General features: G+C 34.4%; 14 protein-coding genes and 2 pseudogenes. 3 read left to right on the top strand and 13 right to left on the bottom strand.

Translation table 11 applies throughout. The features are described from left to right. Nucleotides 1–28: 28 nt before the first annotated feature. The 7 genes from CD29_RS19620 to CD29_RS07190 all read right to left on the bottom strand — a co-directional run bounded on the left by CD29_RS19620 (nucleotide 29) and on the right by CD29_RS07190 (nucleotide 9618). Nucleotides 29–1720, bottom strand: a complete 1692-nt coding sequence (locus CD29_RS19620) for a TRAP transporter substrate-binding protein (protein WP_052124045.1) — start codon at nucleotides 1718–1720, stop codon at nucleotides 29–31. Nucleotides 1721–1945: 225 nt separating this feature from the next. After that, on the bottom strand, nucleotides 1946–3796 hold the full coding sequence (locus tag CD29_RS07215) for a GmrSD restriction endonuclease domain-containing protein (RefSeq protein ID WP_036184728.1): 1851 nt from the start codon (nucleotides 3794–3796) through the stop codon (nucleotides 1946–1948). Continuing rightward, entirely contained in the window at nucleotides 3796–5136 is a 1341-nt protein-coding gene (locus CD29_RS07210) for a DUF262 domain-containing protein (protein ID WP_036184719.1), read from the bottom strand. Before CD29_RS07210 ends, CD29_RS07215 begins: the two co-directional genes overlap by 1 nt. A 156-nt stretch (nucleotides 5137–5292) precedes the next feature. Next, nucleotides 5293–6054, bottom strand: a complete 762-nt coding sequence (locus CD29_RS07205; protein WP_036184717.1) for a PdaC/SigV domain-containing protein — start codon at nucleotides 6052–6054, stop codon at nucleotides 5293–5295. Nucleotides 6055–6108: 54 nt separating this feature from the next. Beyond that, nucleotides 6109–6912, bottom strand: a complete 804-nt coding sequence (gene mutM / locus CD29_RS07200; protein ID WP_036184716.1) for a bifunctional DNA-formamidopyrimidine glycosylase/DNA-(apurinic or apyrimidinic site) lyase — start codon at nucleotides 6910–6912, stop codon at nucleotides 6109–6111. Between the two features lie 160 nt (nucleotides 6913–7072). Then, on the bottom strand, nucleotides 7073–8575 hold the full coding sequence (locus CD29_RS07195) for an amidase family protein (protein ID WP_036184714.1): 1503 nt from the start codon (nucleotides 8573–8575) through the stop codon (nucleotides 7073–7075). 131 nt (nucleotides 8576–8706) lie between these two features. Next, nucleotides 8707–9618 (bottom strand): hypothetical protein, encoded by a 912-nt coding sequence (locus CD29_RS07190; protein ID WP_052124044.1) that lies wholly within the window; start codon nucleotides 9616–9618, stop codon nucleotides 8707–8709. A gap of 297 nt (nucleotides 9619–9915) precedes the next feature. Between CD29_RS07190 and CD29_RS07185 the strand changes: the two genes are divergently transcribed. Beyond that, on the top strand, nucleotides 9916–10914 hold the full coding sequence (locus tag CD29_RS07185) for a DoxX family membrane protein (protein WP_036184713.1): 999 nt from the start codon (nucleotides 9916–9918) through the stop codon (nucleotides 10912–10914). 74 nt (nucleotides 10915–10988) lie between these two features. Here CD29_RS07185 and CD29_RS07180 read toward each other — a convergent pair whose 3' ends face one another. The 4 genes and pseudogenes from CD29_RS07180 to CD29_RS07165 all read right to left on the bottom strand — a co-directional run bounded on the left by CD29_RS07180 (nucleotide 10989) and on the right by CD29_RS07165 (nucleotide 16262). Continuing rightward, complete coding sequence (locus CD29_RS07180; protein ID WP_036184712.1) at nucleotides 10989–12263, bottom strand: Rid family detoxifying hydrolase; 1275 nt, start codon at nucleotides 12261–12263, stop codon at nucleotides 10989–10991. A gap of 544 nt (nucleotides 12264–12807) precedes the next feature. Beyond that, nucleotides 12808–14064, bottom strand: a pseudogene (locus tag CD29_RS07175) (pyridoxal-phosphate-dependent aminotransferase family protein). A 384-nt stretch (nucleotides 14065–14448) separates the two neighbouring features. Beyond that, nucleotides 14449–15402, bottom strand: a complete 954-nt coding sequence (locus CD29_RS07170) for a zinc-binding dehydrogenase (protein WP_036184710.1) — start codon at nucleotides 15400–15402, stop codon at nucleotides 14449–14451. 89 nt (nucleotides 15403–15491) lie between these two features. Continuing rightward, entirely contained in the window at nucleotides 15492–16262 is a 771-nt protein-coding gene (locus CD29_RS07165; RefSeq protein WP_036184708.1) for an SDR family NAD(P)-dependent oxidoreductase, read from the bottom strand. Nucleotides 16263–16402: 140 nt separating this feature from the next. Between CD29_RS07165 and CD29_RS07160 the strand changes: the two genes are divergently transcribed. Next, nucleotides 16403–16996 carry a TetR/AcrR family transcriptional regulator gene (locus CD29_RS07160; RefSeq protein ID WP_052124043.1) on the top strand — a complete coding sequence of 198 codons (594 nt, stop codon included), beginning with the start codon at nucleotides 16403–16405 and terminating at the stop codon, nucleotides 16994–16996. A gap of 277 nt (nucleotides 16997–17273) precedes the next feature. Continuing rightward, nucleotides 17274–17741, top strand: coding sequence for a DUF2975 domain-containing protein (locus CD29_RS07155; protein WP_036184706.1), 468 nt, complete (start codon nucleotides 17274–17276; stop codon nucleotides 17739–17741). A gap of 271 nt (nucleotides 17742–18012) precedes the next feature. On the opposite strand, the pseudogene CD29_RS07150 reads toward CD29_RS07155, so the two are convergent. After that, nucleotides 18013–18552: pseudogene (locus CD29_RS07150) on the bottom strand (methylated-DNA--[protein]-cysteine S-methyltransferase). Between the two features lie 17 nt (nucleotides 18553–18569). Continuing rightward, nucleotides 18570–19208 (bottom strand): DNA-3-methyladenine glycosylase family protein, encoded by a 639-nt coding sequence (locus tag CD29_RS07145; RefSeq protein WP_036184958.1) that lies wholly within the window; start codon nucleotides 19206–19208, stop codon nucleotides 18570–18572. Nucleotides 19209–19222: the final 14 nt, after the last annotated feature.

The following is a 19222-nucleotide window of genomic DNA, read 5'->3' as shown; positions in this document are numbered from 1 at the left end:
TTTTCGGGGTCACATCACTTTAGTTAACCTACTTTAATTCCTTAATCATTTTTAACAAATTTTCGGATTCAATATTTTCGGCAAACGTTTGCTGTATTGGTTCCAATACTTGTTTAAATGGCTTTGGATCCACTTTGTATATCTGGGCTCCATCTTGTAAAGCAATTTCTTTATATACTGCTTCTTGTTCATAAATGGCCTGTCGTTCTTCTTCAACTGCTGCATTTACTGCTTCCATAAGAGCTTTTTTCTGTTTTTTCGATAGTCCAGCATATTTTTTCTCATTCATTATCAATACACGAGTCGTGTAATCGTGGCCCGTCTCCGTTATATGCTTTCCATTTTCTGTTTTATGATGGTTCTGTTCAACAAAATAAGGATAGGCATTCTCTGCAAAGTCAATCACTTTTTGTTGGAGTCCTTGATAGATTTCACCCCAAACCATTGAGGTAGTAATAACACCGATCTTTGTTAAATATTCAGCTACTACACCTGTTGTTTGTGTACGTACGGTCATTCCATTTAAATCTTCTAATCCATCAATAGGCTTTTTCCCATAAAAATGCCTTACCCCTGCTGAAAAGTAACCTAAGACGTGTAAGTTATGTGATTTTCGTTTAATTAAAGTAGAAATGTGCCGTCCAACATTACCATCAACAGCTCTTTCCCAATGCTCGTAGCTATCAAAAAGATAAGGTAGAGTTAACAGATCTAGTTCAGTAATCCCTGTTTTTGACGATATTACGTTCGGTGAAACGACAACTACATCAATGGCTCCTTTTTGAAGCTTAGCTAACAGTTCAACTTCGTTCGTTCCTAGCGTTCCAGGATGAATTTCTACTTGAAGTGTATCATCAGATATTTTTTCTGCTATTTCTTTAAATTTTTCCAATCCTAAATGATAGGGGTTTTCAAGGGAAGTTTGATTGTGTGCTACTGCAATTTTAACTTTTTCTTTATTAGGTTTAACGACACTTTGAAAGAACTTCTCATAAAAGCTTGTTTTAAACTGTTGTTGACTAAGCATTGGGTTAGGTTTCCAAAGATTCTTATCTTTTGTGATCTTTGTAAAGTAATCTCCGATTGATTCTTGATATTCACCAAAGAACTCAATGGAACGGTTTACCTTTAAGCACATATGTGCAAACTTTACTTTGAATTCTTCGATATACAGTTCAAGACTATTACGTTGGATAAACCGATCTTTATCAAGTATAAAATTGTTAAAATGATCGATTTCCTCTAGATAGTGTATTACTTCAACATAGACATGACCGTCTAACTTCCCTGCCACTGGTAATAGTTTATTGCTATATGTATTTTTTAGCTCTTTAAGAGTTTCGTATTGTATACCTACTACTTCAGTCTGTTCAATAACATTACCAATAATAGATTTGTATTCTGAAAGAAGTCTTTCACTTTCTATTTTCACATTGTTAATAGCTTCTATTTTCAGAGGAAAGGAATTAATAAATTCATTTTCTAATTCTTTTTCGAATGCCTTTTTATAAGAATTATCAGAATGTCTTATTGTTAAGTAAACCCCTATTAGTGTCAAAATTCCACCTATAATTGACCCAACATATGCTAATGTATCTGGCTTAGCAAACTCTAAATTTAACACTTTGTTGAATACAAAAGGAATGATTAAAGAAACAAATAAGGCGATGATAACTAGAAAATAAGTAGGTCGCATAAGGTCAATCAACTTCTTAACCATGATAACCCTCAACTTTCAATAAATTTCCGCGGATTAGTATATTATAATTCTTCTAGTATCAAATTTATATCTTTTTTCAATTGTTTGAGTTTTTAATTTACTTACATTAGTTAACTAATATACACATTACAACTTGGTTCCATTACATAAAAAGAACCCTCGAAAATGATCTTATTTGCTCATTTCCAAGGGATTCTCATCAATCCTTTATTTCCATCAAAACTGTTAAGAAATAAATTCCGATAACAATCTTTTCATTTCATTACCATGCTGTATGATTTCATTTTTATTCCAATCATCTTTCTGTTTTGCGAGTTTCTCCATTAGCTCAAATTTTAAACTCTGACTCGTAGAGCTAAATTCTTTGATTTTTGCTGATGGCATTAGATTTGAACGGAGAGAGTTATGACTTCTTGCCATTATACAAAGGTTGCCAAAGTTATCGAGATATTTATCCTCAAGACGTGCATGATTTTCAGCTTGATTAGGATTTTGTGGGTAAAAGTGTTCTACTGAATTTCTATACTTAAATTCAAATTCATTCGCTTTTACACCATGTTCTTTGCCTTCAAATTTTTGTTGGTACCAAAGAACGAAATCCAAGAAATTAAAGATATAGTTTGGAGTATTAACGCCGTCATCAAAAACTGTATCCTTAACAGTCATAGCTTTAAAACGTTCTTTTGCAAAACTAATCAATTGATCTACAAGATGTTTATCATCTTTGCTATCAATCCATGAGTTCAATATTCTTAGAATCCCATATAGGTAGCTCTTATAGATTTGACGTGGATCTGTTACTTGGAACATGGACTGAATTTTGACAACTATCTCTTGCATATCCTCATCATTATAAAAAGTATTACGCGGCGATAACTTATTACCACTTTTACTAGGCAGCATATATGGTTTATGCAAACTCCAATTAGAGCCATCATCTGTTGCATCATTTAAACTATCCGTTTTGATGACGTAATTATCAAAAACATACCGTGTCTTCAGCAGCAAGTAAACAAAGTCTTCAACATCTTTAACATTGTGGATGTTAGTTTTAAAATGACTGATTAATTTCTTGTCATCAAGAGAAATGCCATCTGACTCGTTTCTCCAGTTAAAACGGTCATTCTTAAATAATTTCAATACATGCAATAGGAAATTCGGAAAGTTAATAATAGAATGATATCTTCCAGTATCATCGTCCTCTTTGCGTTTCTTCTCACTTTCACCTGTTTTTGAATTTGATTGTATTATGTCATCGATTGTTATTGTTCCTAAAAACGAGCTTTCAATCTCGTTATCTTCTTCAAATATTCTTTTCATCTCAGAATAATTATTTGGGACAATCTCATCCCATTTCTCGCCGAAAATCTCCCGACGAATACTCGGTTTAAACCCTATTTGCACGTACTTATCTAATCGTTGGCATGCATTCCAAACTTCAGCAATAACCTTACGACCAATATCGTCAGAGTCATCTAGTTTTCCCATTAAATAAGCTTTCACAATTTCGTGCTTTTCAAGTTGCTCCCCACGGTTATTCATGATTTCAAAGTAATGGTTAAGATCAGTACTTTTTGGCAATTCATTCTTGATAAGAATTACATTATCAATTAAGTATCGAAAATATCCTTCATTATATTTTTCGTTATTCAATTTCTTTTTCAAAATTCGATAACCATCAACTAATTCATTTGATTCATTGATTACTTTCGCGTAATTCTTTTTTAAATACTTAAAAATATCAGTTGAACGTTTTCTACTCTCAAAATCAAGATTAACGTTAATGCCTTTCACTAAATCTTTATAGTTAGATTCATTTTTCAAATAACAAATGAGCAATGATAATGTTGTTAATCGTTGTTGTCCATCAATGACATTTTCAAAATCATGATCACCTTTGTGAACGACTAATGAACCGATATAATAATTTTGATTTTTACTAATAGAATAATAATCATAGATGTCATCGACGAGAGTTTCTATTTCTTTATCAGTCCAAGCATACGCTCTTTGATAGATTGGAATGCTATAGTAACCATTAAATATATCCCTAATACTAAACTCTTTCTCTATCATTAGTTACCACCTTCAAAGTATAAGCTATATACTTTTTCCCATTTTTCTTTCATTTTCTTTGAGTTTTTTAGTTTTTCTTCACTTGTCTTTACTTCAAAATGAAGTATATCCCTAATGGAATACGATTCATTTACATAATTAAAAAAGTTATGAACACCTGCATCACTATCAGTCACATATTTATTGATAGTTTTCTTCTGAACTTGCTCGAAATAGAAACGGGGATAGAACGCATATTTAAAACATATTTTTTCAATTGAATCTACTTCATCTTGAGAAAATTTATCTACTACATATAACAAAGCAGTCTTGTACAAAGAATTTACATATCTGAAATATTTATTATTTTCAAATTGGTTAATCAGCATATTAATCTTAGATGTGTGAGTTTCAATTTGTTTATTTCCTTCAAAGAATCCTAACTTATTTACTAATGAATAATAATACTCCACAAATTTAAAAAAGTACTCGCCGTTAATCATTGGTTGGTCTATCTGGAATGGATAATTCAAAGGTTGCATCGCTTTAAATTCAATCATCGTTTGATTTTGACTATTATAGTTATCTACAAAATTCTTCGCCATTAATAGCGATTTTGACCAATTATTATGTTTGTTATCGTTTGCTTCACTTACTCCCTTGAACAAATCAATCTCTTGATTTGTGAAACCAACATCATTAACAGGCTTATTCCTTGACCACTGTTTAATCCTAAAGAAGTAATCAGAAAATAGTATGTATACGTGCTCAGGTTTAATGTTTTCCCATAAATCAACCATCTCTCTTTTTTTCTCATCGTTTCCTGTTATTTCTCGCAAATGGTAGGCTTTTAATAAGTCAGTAGGGAACAGGGCCTTCCCACGGTTATTGGATGAATCAAATAATTGAAAAGCCTCGTCTAAATTACTCAATTGTAAAACTAAAACTGTACAGTGTTCTAAAAAATAGTCTCTAAGAATCTCTTTCGCATTAGGATTACTGTCGAAATATTCTTCAATCAATTTAAAATTACTTTTAATATTCTCAATGGTTTTTTCATGCATAGGAATGTCTAGTTTAGTTAGTTTTTCTGTATCCTTATAATCTAAAAATCTAGAAATAAGCAAGCTCGTAATAATACGTTGTTGCCCGTCAACTATATCTAATTTCCCATTATTATTATGTAAAATTATTGTTCCAATTCGATATTCTGGGTACACAGAGAACCTTATTACATCATCAAGAAGCTGGAAAACATTCTTTTGTGTCCATGTATATGGTCTTTGATATTCTGGAATAGACAAATAAAGTTCAAGCAATTCCTTGAGGTTTAATATGGAAGTTTCTACTTGTTGGCTCATTCAGATACCTTCCTTAAATTTATTTAGATAGTTCAAATTATATCAAATTCAAACTAGTTTAATCCGTTGTATAATCATAAAAATAGCTACAAAGTTTTTCTAATTAAAACTTTGTAGCGGAAATATATTATTTGTCCCCAGTACAGTAATCGTTTCTCACTTTTTGTTTAATAAATTTAGATTAATTTCAAATTCAGCATGATCACCCGCAACATGAGCTACCGGCATGCTAATACCAAGAGCATTTTCTATTACATAGACATAAATACCGTTCTCTTTATTATTAGTTAGCGCTAATATTAAATCTTCATCACTACTGTACTGACCAAATGCTAGTTCTTTAATCTGCGGGTCAAAATCATCTCCTAAATCTCCCACATATTTTGCATTTTTTAATAGCCTAATAAAATCCTTATCAATTTTCGATACAAAATCAGATAAAAACAATTGCTTGCCAGTAGTCAAATCTATATTTGTTGTGAAAAACAAATTATAAGGATGGGCAGATGGACTAATATTGTTGTAACTATTATAAGCAATGCTTAAAATTTGATTATTCTTTAATTTAATTTCATATTTTCCTTCAGCCTTATATTTCTGGTCTTGCTCTAAATTTTGAATTGTCTCTTGAAAAGGAGTAAGTGCCTCTTTTTTTATCAGTTCATTTATTTCCTGTCGTTTTCTTTCATCATTGAAATTAATGATTTGAGGATATTCTAATTTTACATTCTCTTTAGAATAAGTTTCAGTGATGAGTTCATATCCCTGATCGTTGGCAATCTGCTTTGAGACATTTTGCTTTTTTTCATCATCCATTTTTGTTACTTCTAAAAGTGATGTACTTTTTTCAGCACTACATGCCGACAATATTAATACAACCGTCACCAGCAATGTTTTGGAAATCCATTTTTTATCCACTTTACCCCTCCATCTATTAATTACTTCCTCGCTTCTACAACGAAAAATAATCCTTTACTGCTGGCAATTAGGACAAAAGAATGTTTTTCGTGAAGATATCTCGTCTTTAATTATTGGAGTATTGCAACGAGAACATTCTTCTCCTTCTTTATCATACACATAGAACTGATAGCCGCCGGTTTTGGAATCTCCCTTATATAGTGGGTTTTCCATATAGCCACCTTCTTGGATTCCTTTTTTTAGGATGAACTGAATGGAATGATAAGCCCGCGTTAGTTGTTGATCGTTTAGTTCATTGATTTTCTTATCAGGGCGAATCTCTGCATGCCAAAGAATTTCATCAGAATAAGCATTCCCTATTCCAGCTAGCACATCTTGGTTGATTAGTGTTGTTTTAATTGCACCTCTTCTATTTTGCATTAGCTTGTGGAAGCTCTCCAAAGTAAAGTCCGCATCAAGCACTTCTGGACCCAGGTTCTCAAACTCTTTCTTCACATCTTCAGGTGATAAAAGATGTAGGTAGCCTAATCGCAATCCAATGAAGTATAAATGTTGTTCACCGAAGAATAGCTTTACTTGAATCGTCCTGTCTGGTTTATCTTCCTCTTTACCAAAAAACATCCACCCGCCAAGCATGAGGTGTAATAGTAAACATGACCCATCCTCTAGTCGGAAAATTAAATATTTAGCTCTTCTAGTAACCGTTGTTATCTTTTGATTTGAAACTTGAGTTGTAAACCGGTCAACAGGAACGTTAATCGATTTTTCCCGCACAATCTCAACATCTGAAATTGTTTTTCCACCTATCAATGACTCCAGTAATGTTTTATAAGTTTCCATCTCTGGCAATTCAGGCATAATTCTGTCCTCCATTTTACGTCGTTTAAGACAGTATTTCCTACTGGTTGGTTATTATTAATGGTGGCACACTTTCAAAATTGAGTCGCAAACATACACTTTGTAAAAAAAAGAACGAATCTCTCAATCAAGAATTCGTTCTTCTAATATAATTACACTTTTACAACAAAAACATCGGATTTTTCTCAGCGGGCACCCATAGTTCACTTTGTTCTAGTTTCTCCGCTAATGAGTAAAGCAAATCCTCCCTGCCTCTTGCTGCCATAAACTGGACACCAACCGGGAGACCATCAGCGGTCAAGTGCAACGGCACCGTCATTGCGGGCTGACCAGTTAAATTAGCCAGTTGTGTGAATGGGGTTCTCATCAAATTGTTTTCCGCAACCTGCTCGACAATCCCAGCTTTTTTCAGTATGCCGCCCATTGAAAGTTTACCAGCAACCTGCATTGCCAGCTTTTCTGATTTCTTCGGTTCAAGTTCTCCAATATTGGCCGGAGGAAACGCGGTGGTAGGTGTCATATAGAAGTCGTAAGTCTCATGAAAAATTTCCATTGAATAAGCGGCGTGATCCCATTCACGAATACTAAGAACTACTTCCTCCGCAGATGTTGCCTTTCCGACTAATCCTAAAATCCAAGTAGTCTGTTCCACATCGGTCATTACAGCCTTTCGTCCTAAGATTTCCTCTAAGGAGGCAATGGCTGCAGCTACTTCACCGAAATACATCGTCAAATAGCTTTTAGCAATTTTTCTTCCATCTACAGGTGCATCAACTTCCTCAACATGATGACCCATTGACTCTAGAAGCCTTGCTGCATTATACACTGCTTCCTTGCAATCCTGGTGAACCTCCGAACCTAGTGGCGAACGGACCGAAAAGGCAACCCTCAACTTGCTAACTGGAGTTACTTTCATCATTTGAAGATACGAACCTTCAAAAGGTGGTGCGTGGAAAGCAGCAGCTTTTTCAAAAACTTTGATTTCATCCAGCATAGCCGCGCTGTCACGAACTGACCTTGATAAAATATGATCAACTGATGCACCTTGCCAGTTCCTACCATACTTTGGTCCAACAGGCGTTCGACCTCGAGTAGGCTTCATCCCAAACAGCCCGCAGTAAGCACCAGGAATTCGAATTGAACCACCACCGTCATTCGCCCCGGCAATTGGAACCATACCGCTGGCAACTGCTGCAGCAGAGCCTCCGCTTGATCCCCCGGGTGTATGGTCAAGATTCCATGGGTTACGTGTTGGCCCATAAACTTGAGGCTCCGTAATTCCCATTAAAGCAAACTCTGGAACATTTGTTTGACCGACAAAAACCGCCCCCGTCTTCCGTACTTGCTTGATATACTCCGAATCGGCTTGAGCACGGTAATTCTGAAAAGCTTTCGACCCTTGAGTTATTTTCTCCCCTGCAACTTCTTGTGCAATATCTTTTAAAAGCATCGGCACACCAGCAAAGGTCCCTGTCAAATCAACATTTTCAGCGTGTCTTTCTGCTTTTTCATAAAATTTATTGATCACCGCATTTAACGTTGGATTATGCTTTTCGATTGTTTTAATTGCTTCTGTGAGAACTTCCTTTGACTGCAATTCTTTGTTTTTTATTAACTTTGCCAAACCGAGACCATCATAATTTTTATAGATAAACCCCTCCAAGTGATCGCTCCCCTTCGCTCATGTTTATAGATCCTATAAAATTACTTATGTTCTTTAAGCTCTTAATATAATTTCAATAAAAAAGAACGAACCCCTTTATTTGGGAATTCGTTCTAATGGATTTATTAAAATTAATCAAAAGTTACTTTTATGCTATCCGTATCTTTAATTGTATCCCAAGACTCAGTATTGAAAATATGGAGTTTAAATTCTAAATCAGTAATATCTGTGATCCCGTTATCCGTCAAATCAGATTCCATAAATGTCATCGTATCGAATGCTTTTTTGCCGGCACCTACATCACTAGAAAGCATCGGGTCAACCATAAAACCATTTACAGCTACATCTCTCGCTTGAATTGTAATATCCGTATCGGAATTATTCTCAATATACAGATAAACATCCGATCCCCAAAAACTTTCAGAGCTGTTTAATTTTTTTATAACTACTTTTACGCCGTCTGCATCATATGCAACAAAACCTGAATCATCATATTCTTGCACAAATGATGCATCAGCAGTTGTTGTCAATGAAATTAAATCGCTATTTGCAATTTCATCCCAAGTATCTGCATCAATTATATGAAGAGCAAGCTCAATGTCTTTTATTGTTGTAATTCCTGAAGCTTCTAATTCCGAAGTTGAAAATGTTATTCCATCATTTGCTTTTTTACCTGCAGCAACATCGGCAGAGAACATAGTATCAACCATTAAACCATTAATTGAGCTTCTTCTAGATTGAACTGTTATATTCTTTGTCGAATTGTTTTCAATCAGTACCGTTATTTCAGGTCCATAGAAGCTATCATTTTTTAATCCTGTCACGGTAACTTTTATATCATTTTCTTCATAAATAACTTGTTCTTCTAGAGTTACATCGGTATTGTCAGTCTTTGTACTTTCATCCTTAGTGTTTTCACCATTTTGCTTTTCGGCTGTTTCATCAACCGGTGTCTTATCGTTATTATCATCTGTTGAACTACTACAAGCTGCAACTATTAAAGCTAGTGAAAATACAAACATTATTGTTATAAACTTTTTCAATATTAACGCCCCCAAAATACAAATCTTTTCCTGAATACCAAGTTAAATTTAATAATACAAATATTTTAGTTACTATTATTCTTCACATTTCTTTTTATATACGTTCAATTAAAAGAACGAACTCCTATTCGAATTCAGTTTCTAAACCATTATCATTTTATAAATTTGCATTCTACACATAATGTAATAAAAGCCCTTCTTTGTTAGGTGCATTATTTTATAGAAAGCTTCAGCATAATCGAAATTAGTTAAGGAATAATAACTTTTAAGCATTGTTACAAAAAGGGAGTATATTCATTGAAAAAATACAAAATTATACTGTTAATAGGATTAATTTGTCTCTCACCAATTATTGCAAATGCACATGTCAAATGGTTTACGGAGAAAGAACCTGAAAAGGTTCCTATCGAACAAATACTTTCAATACAATTTATAGTATTATCTTTACTAATTGCTCTTTTCTTGGCGTTATTATCTCAATTCATTCCGCTTTTAATGAAGATTCCCGGTGTCGCCAAAATTGATATGAAATTAGATGGGTACCGGAAATATTCTAGTTCTATTCTTAAGTACGGTACAGCTGTTGCTTTTATTTTACAGGTAGTTAATGGAACTATGTTTGCACCTGAGTTCACCATCCACAATAGTTGGCAAACAGTAATTATGTGGACAATTATTGTTTTACTTTTGATACCACATCATTATGCAACGAAAATAGCTTCCATATTGATGCTTGGATTATTTCTATTTATTTGGAGTTATTCTGGTTGGTTCCATATGTTAGATTACGGGTTTTACCTTGCTATTATCGGTGTATTTTTGGTAGGGAAAACCAAATTTGAAACAGCAGGTTTTCCATTTCTTTATCTTGGAACAGGTTTAAGTTTATGTTGGGTTGCAGTTGAAAAGTGGGTTTACCCATTAATGACGATTGATATTATTCACAGACATAATGTTCCTACTTTCGGCTTTCCTAGTGACCTATTTGTTGTTCTTTCCGCATTTATTGAATTCGTCGTTGGTTACCTATTAATCGTTGGTATTCTTAACCGTGTATTAGCTGTCGCCTTAACAATTTTATTTACCCTAACAACGATGATATTTGGCTATACCGAAGTAGTCGGACATGGGATGATTCATATTGTATTACTAATATTTATTATCGAGGGAGTATCCTTTTATTATCCACCAGTTAAAATGCATAAGACCCGATTGGACCAAATGATATTTGTTTTCCTAAACTTTTTATTTGCTCTAAGTACATTTCTATTGATTTATTATCGATTTGCACAATAAATTAATACAAAAAAGAACGAATTCCACCTTCGGAAATTCGTTCTTTTCTCATCTAAGCATTAACAAACGAATGCTTATTTTGCTTTTGGAGGTGTTCCTTCAGCGTTTGATACGACTACATCAATTTGGATTAACGCATCATTAGGTAAAGCTGATACGCCAACTGTTCTACGTGCAGGAGTGCCGCCAGGGAAGAATGTTGTGTAAATTTCATCTACAGCACTAATATCCTCGATATTTTTAAGGAAGATGTTTACTTTAACTACATCGTCCATAACGTGATTGATACTTTCTACAATTGCCTTAACATTTTTTAGACACTGTTCAGCTTGCTCTTTTACACCACCAGCTACAATTTCACCAGTTTTTGGTTCTAATGGTAATTGTGCTGATAAGTGATTGTAGTGAGAAAACGCAACAGTTTGTGTAGATAGTGAATTCTTTGGTGCATCTTCAGTGTTGTTTGCCCAAATAACAATACCATGTCTGTCTTCAATCTCTTGTGGAGGTGTACCGTCTCCGTGTGACACCACTGCTTCCATTTGTACTAAAGCATCCATTGGTAAAGCTGAAACTTCAACTGTTGTACGTGCAGGAACATAAGCTACTGCTCTTGCGATAGCAGAATCTGGGAAGAATGTTGAATAAACTTCGTTTACCGCTTCAATATCCGATAGGTCTTTAAGGAAAATTGTCATTTTAACGATATCGTCAACAGGAACGTCGATACTTTCTAAAATTGACTTGATATTTTTTAGAACCTGTCTAGCTTGCTCTTTTACACCACCAACAACCAATCTTCCTGTTTTAGGATCGATAGGCAATTGCGCTGAAAGATAATTGTAATGAGAGAAAGCTACAGTTTGTGTAGATAGTACACTAGTTGGTGCATTTGCCGTGTTATTTGTAAGTTTAATTAGGTCGCCTGCTTGTGGTGCATTTGGTATTGTACCTTCACCGTGTGAAAGAAGTGCTTCAATTTGCACCATAGCGTCCATTGGTAAAGCTGCAACTGCAACTGTTGTACGTGCAGGAACATAAGTTGGGAAGAATGATTTATAAACTTCGTCTACAGCGTCAACATCTTTAATATCCTTAACGAATACCGTAATTCTAACAATATCGCTCATAACATGATCGATGCTGTCTACAATTGCCTTAATATTTTTAAAGCACTGTTCAGCTTGTTCTTTTATACCACCAGCTACCAATTTACCAGTTTCAGGTTCGATAGGTAATTGAGCCGAAAGATTATTGTAATGTGAGAAAGCAACACTATGTGAATATAGACCGTTACCGTTTGGAGCATTTTCTGTATTTCTTGCTAAAACTGCATTATAACCGCTCATGATGTATTCTCCTTTAGAATAAATTTTTATTAGATATTTTTTAAATTCATGTTTTGCACCGAAAAACCGGACTAAACTATGGAGCTGTCAATATTAAAGCCAAAAAAAAACGGATTCACTGTGTGAATCGCCAAGACCGGTAAGACAATAAAAATTATTGTCCCAAAGAAATTGAAAACCATCGCTCCGTAATAATCATCATTTGGATTCTTACCATCTATAATTCAATTATAATGATTATTGTTTTAAAGTCATTGACCAATAAGGATAACTATTTACAAAGATTTTATCGCTTTTATAGATATATATTTAATTAATATTCCTTATTTTTTAGTATTCACTATTTTTCCTAACTTCATTCAAGAACGATAACATTAGTAAATTATTCCACAAAAAAAGAACAAATTTCCTTCATCAGAAATTCGTTCTTCTTCCTTTATACTAGTTCCAACATACATTTTTTCTATAAATTGGAAACCTAAGATCATTGAATATATAAAAAACAATTGGATTATAAGTTTTTTAAATACAAAACTTAACTTATTTAACATTCAATCAGAGTTTGGGCTTGCACATTCGTATAAAGATTTTTATATTCATCATATACGTTTAATGCAGCCTGTAAACTTTCACCTTTATGAACATTAAAGCCTTTTCGAACTAGCGTCGCTTCTAATGCTGAAAGAACATGAAGAATATTTTTTTTACGTGAACTATAACCCATTGTTCCAATTCTCCAAATCTTTCCGTGAAGCGGTCCAAAAGAGCTAGCAATTTCAACTTCGAAATCTTCTAACATCATGGAACGTATCTCGTCACCGTTAATTCCATCAGGTATTTGAATAGCAGTAACAACAGGTAGCTTATTCTTTTCATCACCAAATAACTCTAAGCCCATCGCTTTAATTCCTGCAATTAATGCTTTTTCATTTAACTTATGGCGTGCAAATCGAGTTTCAAGTCCTTCTTCAAGAATAATACGAAGCCCTTCTCTTAAAGCATATTGCATACTTGTCGCTTCAGTATGATGATTAAGACGTGTAGGACTCCAATAATCCTGAAGCTGCGCTAGATCAAAATAGTTACTAACAATTCGGTTGTTAGATAACTCGCTCTGAGATGTTCTTAATCCTAATTCAATGCTTTTTCTTTTATTTATAACTTCTTCAACTCGTTTATTAAAAGTAATCGGGGCTAATCCGGATGGAACAGATAGGCATTTTTGCGTTCCGCCAATAACTGCATCAAGCTTAAGTTCATCCACTTTTAGATCAACTCCACCTAATGATGCTACAGCGTCAACAACTAACAGAACATCTGCGTTTCGACAAGCTTCTCCTATTTCCTTTAACGGCTGCATACAGCTAGTTGATGTTTCTGCATGAACAATGGCAACAATTTTCGGAGAAACCTCATGAATCTTATTGATGACTACTTCCGGATCAAAAACCTCTCCCCAAGGAACTTCCATTGTCGTAACCTCTGCTCCATAACGCTGACAAATTTCAGTTAATAGGTAGCCAAATCTACCGTAGATTGGTACCAAAACCTTATCTCCAGGTTCAATAATACTGCATAGAACGGCTTCGATACCTGCTCTGGAAGTTCCATCAACCGGAAATGCCCATTAATTTTCCTCTCGGAGCATCTCCATTGTTTCATTCATAATATTTGTAAATGCTGGATCAAACTGCCCCAAAATCGGGGTAGCCATCGCTCTCAATACTCGCGGATCTACTTCTACCGGACCTGGTGTCATAATGGTTCTAAGTGGGACATTTAAATCTGTATATTTGGTCATATATTCTAGCTCCTATCCCGTATAAATTTAATATCAAATGAATAAACATAAAAATATTTTCTGAAAATAGCAATTTTCTAAAAAATTAATAATATGATTTTAACAGGATAAAACCCTTTGTTCAACAGAAGATTCTAAATTTTATAAATAAAGCGTTTTCAATTTTACTAAATTTTTATACACAATTTAATTCTTAAAATCTCTTATATAAATTGCATTAGGGATTCAACACTATTCTAATATTTTTCGACAACACCAAAAATAAACTAATAGAGAAAATAGGATAATAAAAGCCTGTGAAATTTTTATGATAAAATTTCACAGGCTCTTTATTTCAGAGAATTGTCTTATTCCAACTTCTTCCTTTTTAATGAAAACTTACATTTATTCAAAAACAGCTATTAAGCGGCCTTTAACTTCATGATTTTTCAATTTTTCAATTCCTTTGTCCACTTCTTCAAATGGAATTGTAATAAGATTTGGACTCATTTTTCCAGTAGCGAAGCAATCATACACACCTTTTAGATCTTCAACTGACCCACCATTGCTTCCTAAAAGCTTAATTTCTTTTGTAATCATTAAATAAGTATTGATATTAGATCCTAATTTACCCATACCAACAATTACAACTGTTCCTTGTGGTCTTACAGCTTCTAGTGCATCAGAAGTTGTTTGTCCAAAACCAGCAAAGTCAACAATTACGTCACATCCTGCTTCTTTCATATCTAAAACAGTGTCGAATACTTTTGTAGCCCCTAATTCTTCAGCTAGTTTACGAGCTTCTGGAGAAACATCTGTAGCGTACACTTCGCAACCTTTAATTAGTGCCATTTGAAGAGCAAATTGACCAAGTCCGCCGATACCGATAATTCCTAATTTTGTACCCTCTTTTGCTTGTCCAATACTGAAAAGAGCACGATAAGATGTGATTCCAGCATCTGTTGAAGCTGCACCTTCTGCAAAGGAAACCCCTTCAGGAATAATTACACATTGATCAGCAGGAACACGCACTTTTTCTGCATATCCGCCATCATAGTTGTACCCAGCAGTTACTTTTGTTTCACGATTCATTGGGTTGGCCCCAACGCGGTCTCCAACTTTAAAACCTTCTACACCTTCACCCACTTCAATAACAACCCCTGCAAACTCATGTCCCATAATAACAGGACCATTTGGGAAAAGTGGCATCCAACCTGGATCTTGTAATGCTGCAACATCTGAATGGCATAGACCAGCAGCTTTCACTTCAATAACAACATGACCTGGAATCGCTTTTGGATCCTCTTTTTCTATCAATTCTAATGGAATGTTAGTTCCTTTAAATTCCCAACCTCTCATACTATCTCCTCCTAATTGTTTTAATACTTTAATATATCAGTCCAAATCTAGCTTTTGAGCCAGTTTCAAGGACTCATTATCTCAATGAATTAAACGTTGTATAATGCACCATCAACCGTGAATGAAGATGAACTAACATAAGTAGCTTCATCAGAAAGTAAGAACGCAATCACGTTAGCTACTTCTTCAGGTTCACCGTAGCGTTTCATTGGCACTGCATCGTTATAAGCTGCTTGTGCTGCTTCTGCTGCACCTGGTGCAACTTTTGATTCGATATTACGCATCATTTGTGTGTTAATAACACCTGGGTTTACTGTGTTCACACGCACATTAAATGGAGCAGCTTCTAACGCCGCTACTTTATTCATACCCATTAATGCATGTTTCGACGAATTATATAACATCATTTGTGGTGAACCAATTAGTCCTGCTACTGAAGCAGTATTTACTATTGAACCTGCTTTTTGTTGTTTCATTATTGGTAATACATATTTTAAACCGTAGAAAGCACCTTTTACGTTGATGCTATATACGAAATCAAAATCTTGTTCTGTTATTTCTTCTATACTTTTTGCTGGACCTTCTACTCCTGCATTATTTGCAAATCCGTCAATACGACCGAACTTTTCCATAGTTTGCTCAACATAATTCTTTACTTCTGCTTCTTTAGAAACATCTGCCTTTAATGTTAGAACGCGATTTTCACCTAAGTTAAGTTCCTCTGCAACCGCAATCACAGCAGCTTCATTTAAATCCACAAGTGTTAACTTTGCACCTTCACTTGCAAGTTTACGAGCAATTTCTTTACCTATGCCTCCAGCAGCACCTGTAATAATTACGACTTTGTTTTCAAATCTCATATTTAATTCCTCCCCTAAAGATTTTGGTTACATTTAAAGTGTAATCGCTTTCACGCTTTGTACACAATCCTTAACATTTGCTATAATGTCGAAGAAACCAACACTTTTAATCAATCTGTCGAATAATAGGAGAGGGAAATATGAAATCCAATTCCACCCATGCTTTAAGAACCAAGAGTTTCTTAAAAAAGGCATTTATTGAAATGGTACATAAGAAAGGATTTAGTGCTGTTACGGTGAAGGACGTGGTTGATTATGCCCAATATAATCGAACAACCTTTTATGTGTATTATCAAAACATATACGAATTAGTAGAAGAATTAATGGATGAAATGTTTGAAGCCATACAGTATTACAGCATGTCGAAATACCAAAGCGATAGTCAGATGAAAGTAAATGAGTTGACCACAAACTCCTTCGAATTGTTGTATTACATTTACGATCACCGTGATTACTTCACATTAATACTTTTAGAAGATACATTACCCTACATTCACCAACAATTGCCTGAAGCTATTTTTAATTTACTTAAGAATAAATTTGATATTCAATACGGAGTAACTAGCGTTGATGACCACGCCCAAAAACGCTATATGGCCTATGGTACGGCGGGGACAATAATGGATTGGATTGCGAAGGATTTTGATGTGACACCCAGTGATATGACAGAACGTCTAATACGTATTTTTAATACCTTTGCAAGAGGATTTTATATAAAAGAAAACGAGACTTAACAAACTTTAGAAATCATAAGTTGTATGAATAGTTAATTATTAATTTACGAAATTATATACGCTAGGTTCCTATTTTTAGGAATCTAGCTTTTTTTATTCATTTCAACCGCTTCTTATTCAAGAATAGCGGCCGATTGTTAAGTTACGATTCTCACATAATAATTAAATTTATATATAATAAACAATAATACTTTAGTGAAAAACGAAATAAATTTATTGTAAATCAATAATTAATGTACTAAACTTACAATATCATTAAATCAGTGAGGTGCTTCAATTGAATGTTAAACTAGGTTCAACTTTTTTCTTAAAGGTCGTTACTCTTCTTATTGGAATTGCGGTACTTGCCGTGTGTATATTTTTGTTGCCTGAAGCAGCCAGAAGAGATTCGATAGTGCGTCCAGGAGATTACTCGATATATCCATTATTAATATGTGCGTATGGAGTATGTATTACGTTTTCTGTTGCGTTGTATCAAGCATTTAAACTATTGAGTTATATCGATAAAAATAACGCTTTTTCCGAATTATCCCTTAAATCCTTGAAGGTTATAAAAAAATGCTCTTTTACAATTATTTTCTTAATTTTGTTAGTAATAGTTTACTTGAGGGTGTATGCAATGTTCACGAGTGATGACGCAGCAGGTCCGATAGCACTCGGTCTAATGGGTATTTTTGCAACAGCTATCATTGCTGCCATTGTGGACGTACTTCAAAAAGCATTAAAAAATATCTTAGAAAAATGAAGTAAAAAATGTAGGTAATTATTTTGCAGTATAATAACATCCTTCCCTGTTCAATTAAAGTCCCGATTGTTAGAACAAGCTAAAAACTTGTTCTTCAACTAACCTTCCCTTTACTTCAATAAGAAAAGGCATTTCTCTCTCTTAAAGAAACGCCTCTCTTTAGTACAAATAGTAATCTATAACTTCAATACAAATGTACGCTCTAGGATCTGATTGTTCAAACGTAATAGCCTTTTTTAAACAATACCGTTCCTTCTATTAATTACTATTTCTAAAGTGCTGTTCCTTTTACTGGCACAAACAGTTCGGTCAAATCTGTCCCTTCGTGCTTTAGTAGTTTGATTTTTTTCTCAATCCCACCTGCATAACCCGTCAAACTTCCGTTAGAGCCCACCACACGATGGCAAGGTATAATGATAGAAATCGGATTGTGTCCGACAGCACCACCTACAGCTTGCGCAGACATCCTATCTTTTCCCATACGTTTTGCAACTTCTTTTGCAATGTTACCGTATGTTGTCAGCTCACCATAAGGTATTTCAGTGAGAATTTTCCACACCTGCTGTTTGAACTCGCCACCGATCGGAGCAAGAGGCAGTCTGGACTATTTCGGTTTTTTTCCAGAAAAATAATCATCCAACCATGTGAGCCCTTCTTGTAATATTGGAAAATCATCTTTTTCGATGATATCTTTTGGCATTGTATTTCCAATATATTTCTGCTCGCCAATCCAAAGACCAATAATGTTAACTTCATCACTTGCTAGCAAGATCTCCCCAACCGGAGATTTGTAATTTGTCGAGTAGTACATTTTTTTCTCCTCTGATATCATTTTTTATTGATTTTATAATCTTTCATTCCTTCAATGGCACCACCAGCTACTGCCCAGAAATATAGACTTGCTACACTGCAATAAGGACTGAAGCGTTTACGATATTTCTCAAACCGTTCTCTATCAATATCCTTATGGTGATAAACCATGCGCAACCCTCTTAGTATCGCTAAATCGCCATAGCTGAACACATTTGACCTTTGCAAACAGAAAAGCATAATCATTTCGGCGGTCCAAACACCAATCCCTTTGAGTGAAGAAAGCTCTGCGATAACCTCATCATCTGTCATACCATTTATACCTTCAAGTCTAAATTCACCGGATTTAACTTTCTTTGCAAAATCTATGATATATTCTGCTTTACGAAATGAGGTGCCAAATTGTTTAATCTTTTCAACACCAGCATTCAAAATAGTTTCTGCATTTATTTCTCCCAGTTCATCCTTCATTCTCTTCCAAATCGTTATTTGAGCTTTGGTTGATATTTGTTGTCCGATAATAGTGTTAACAATAGCTGAGAATAAGTCTGAATTAACTTCACGGTTGAGATGGCCTATCTTATCGATTACTTCTCCGAGTTTCTTATCTTTCTTTTTTAGATAATTTATTTCTGTTTCTCCATATTTAAAATACATATCACTCAACTAAT

Source organism: Ureibacillus manganicus DSM 26584, assembly GCF_000772945.1.
Classification (GTDB): Bacteria; Bacillota; Bacilli; order Bacillales_A; family Planococcaceae; genus Ureibacillus; species Ureibacillus manganicus.
Note: the sequence above shows the minus strand (reverse complement) of the source record. Positions and strands in the feature narration are given on the sequence as shown.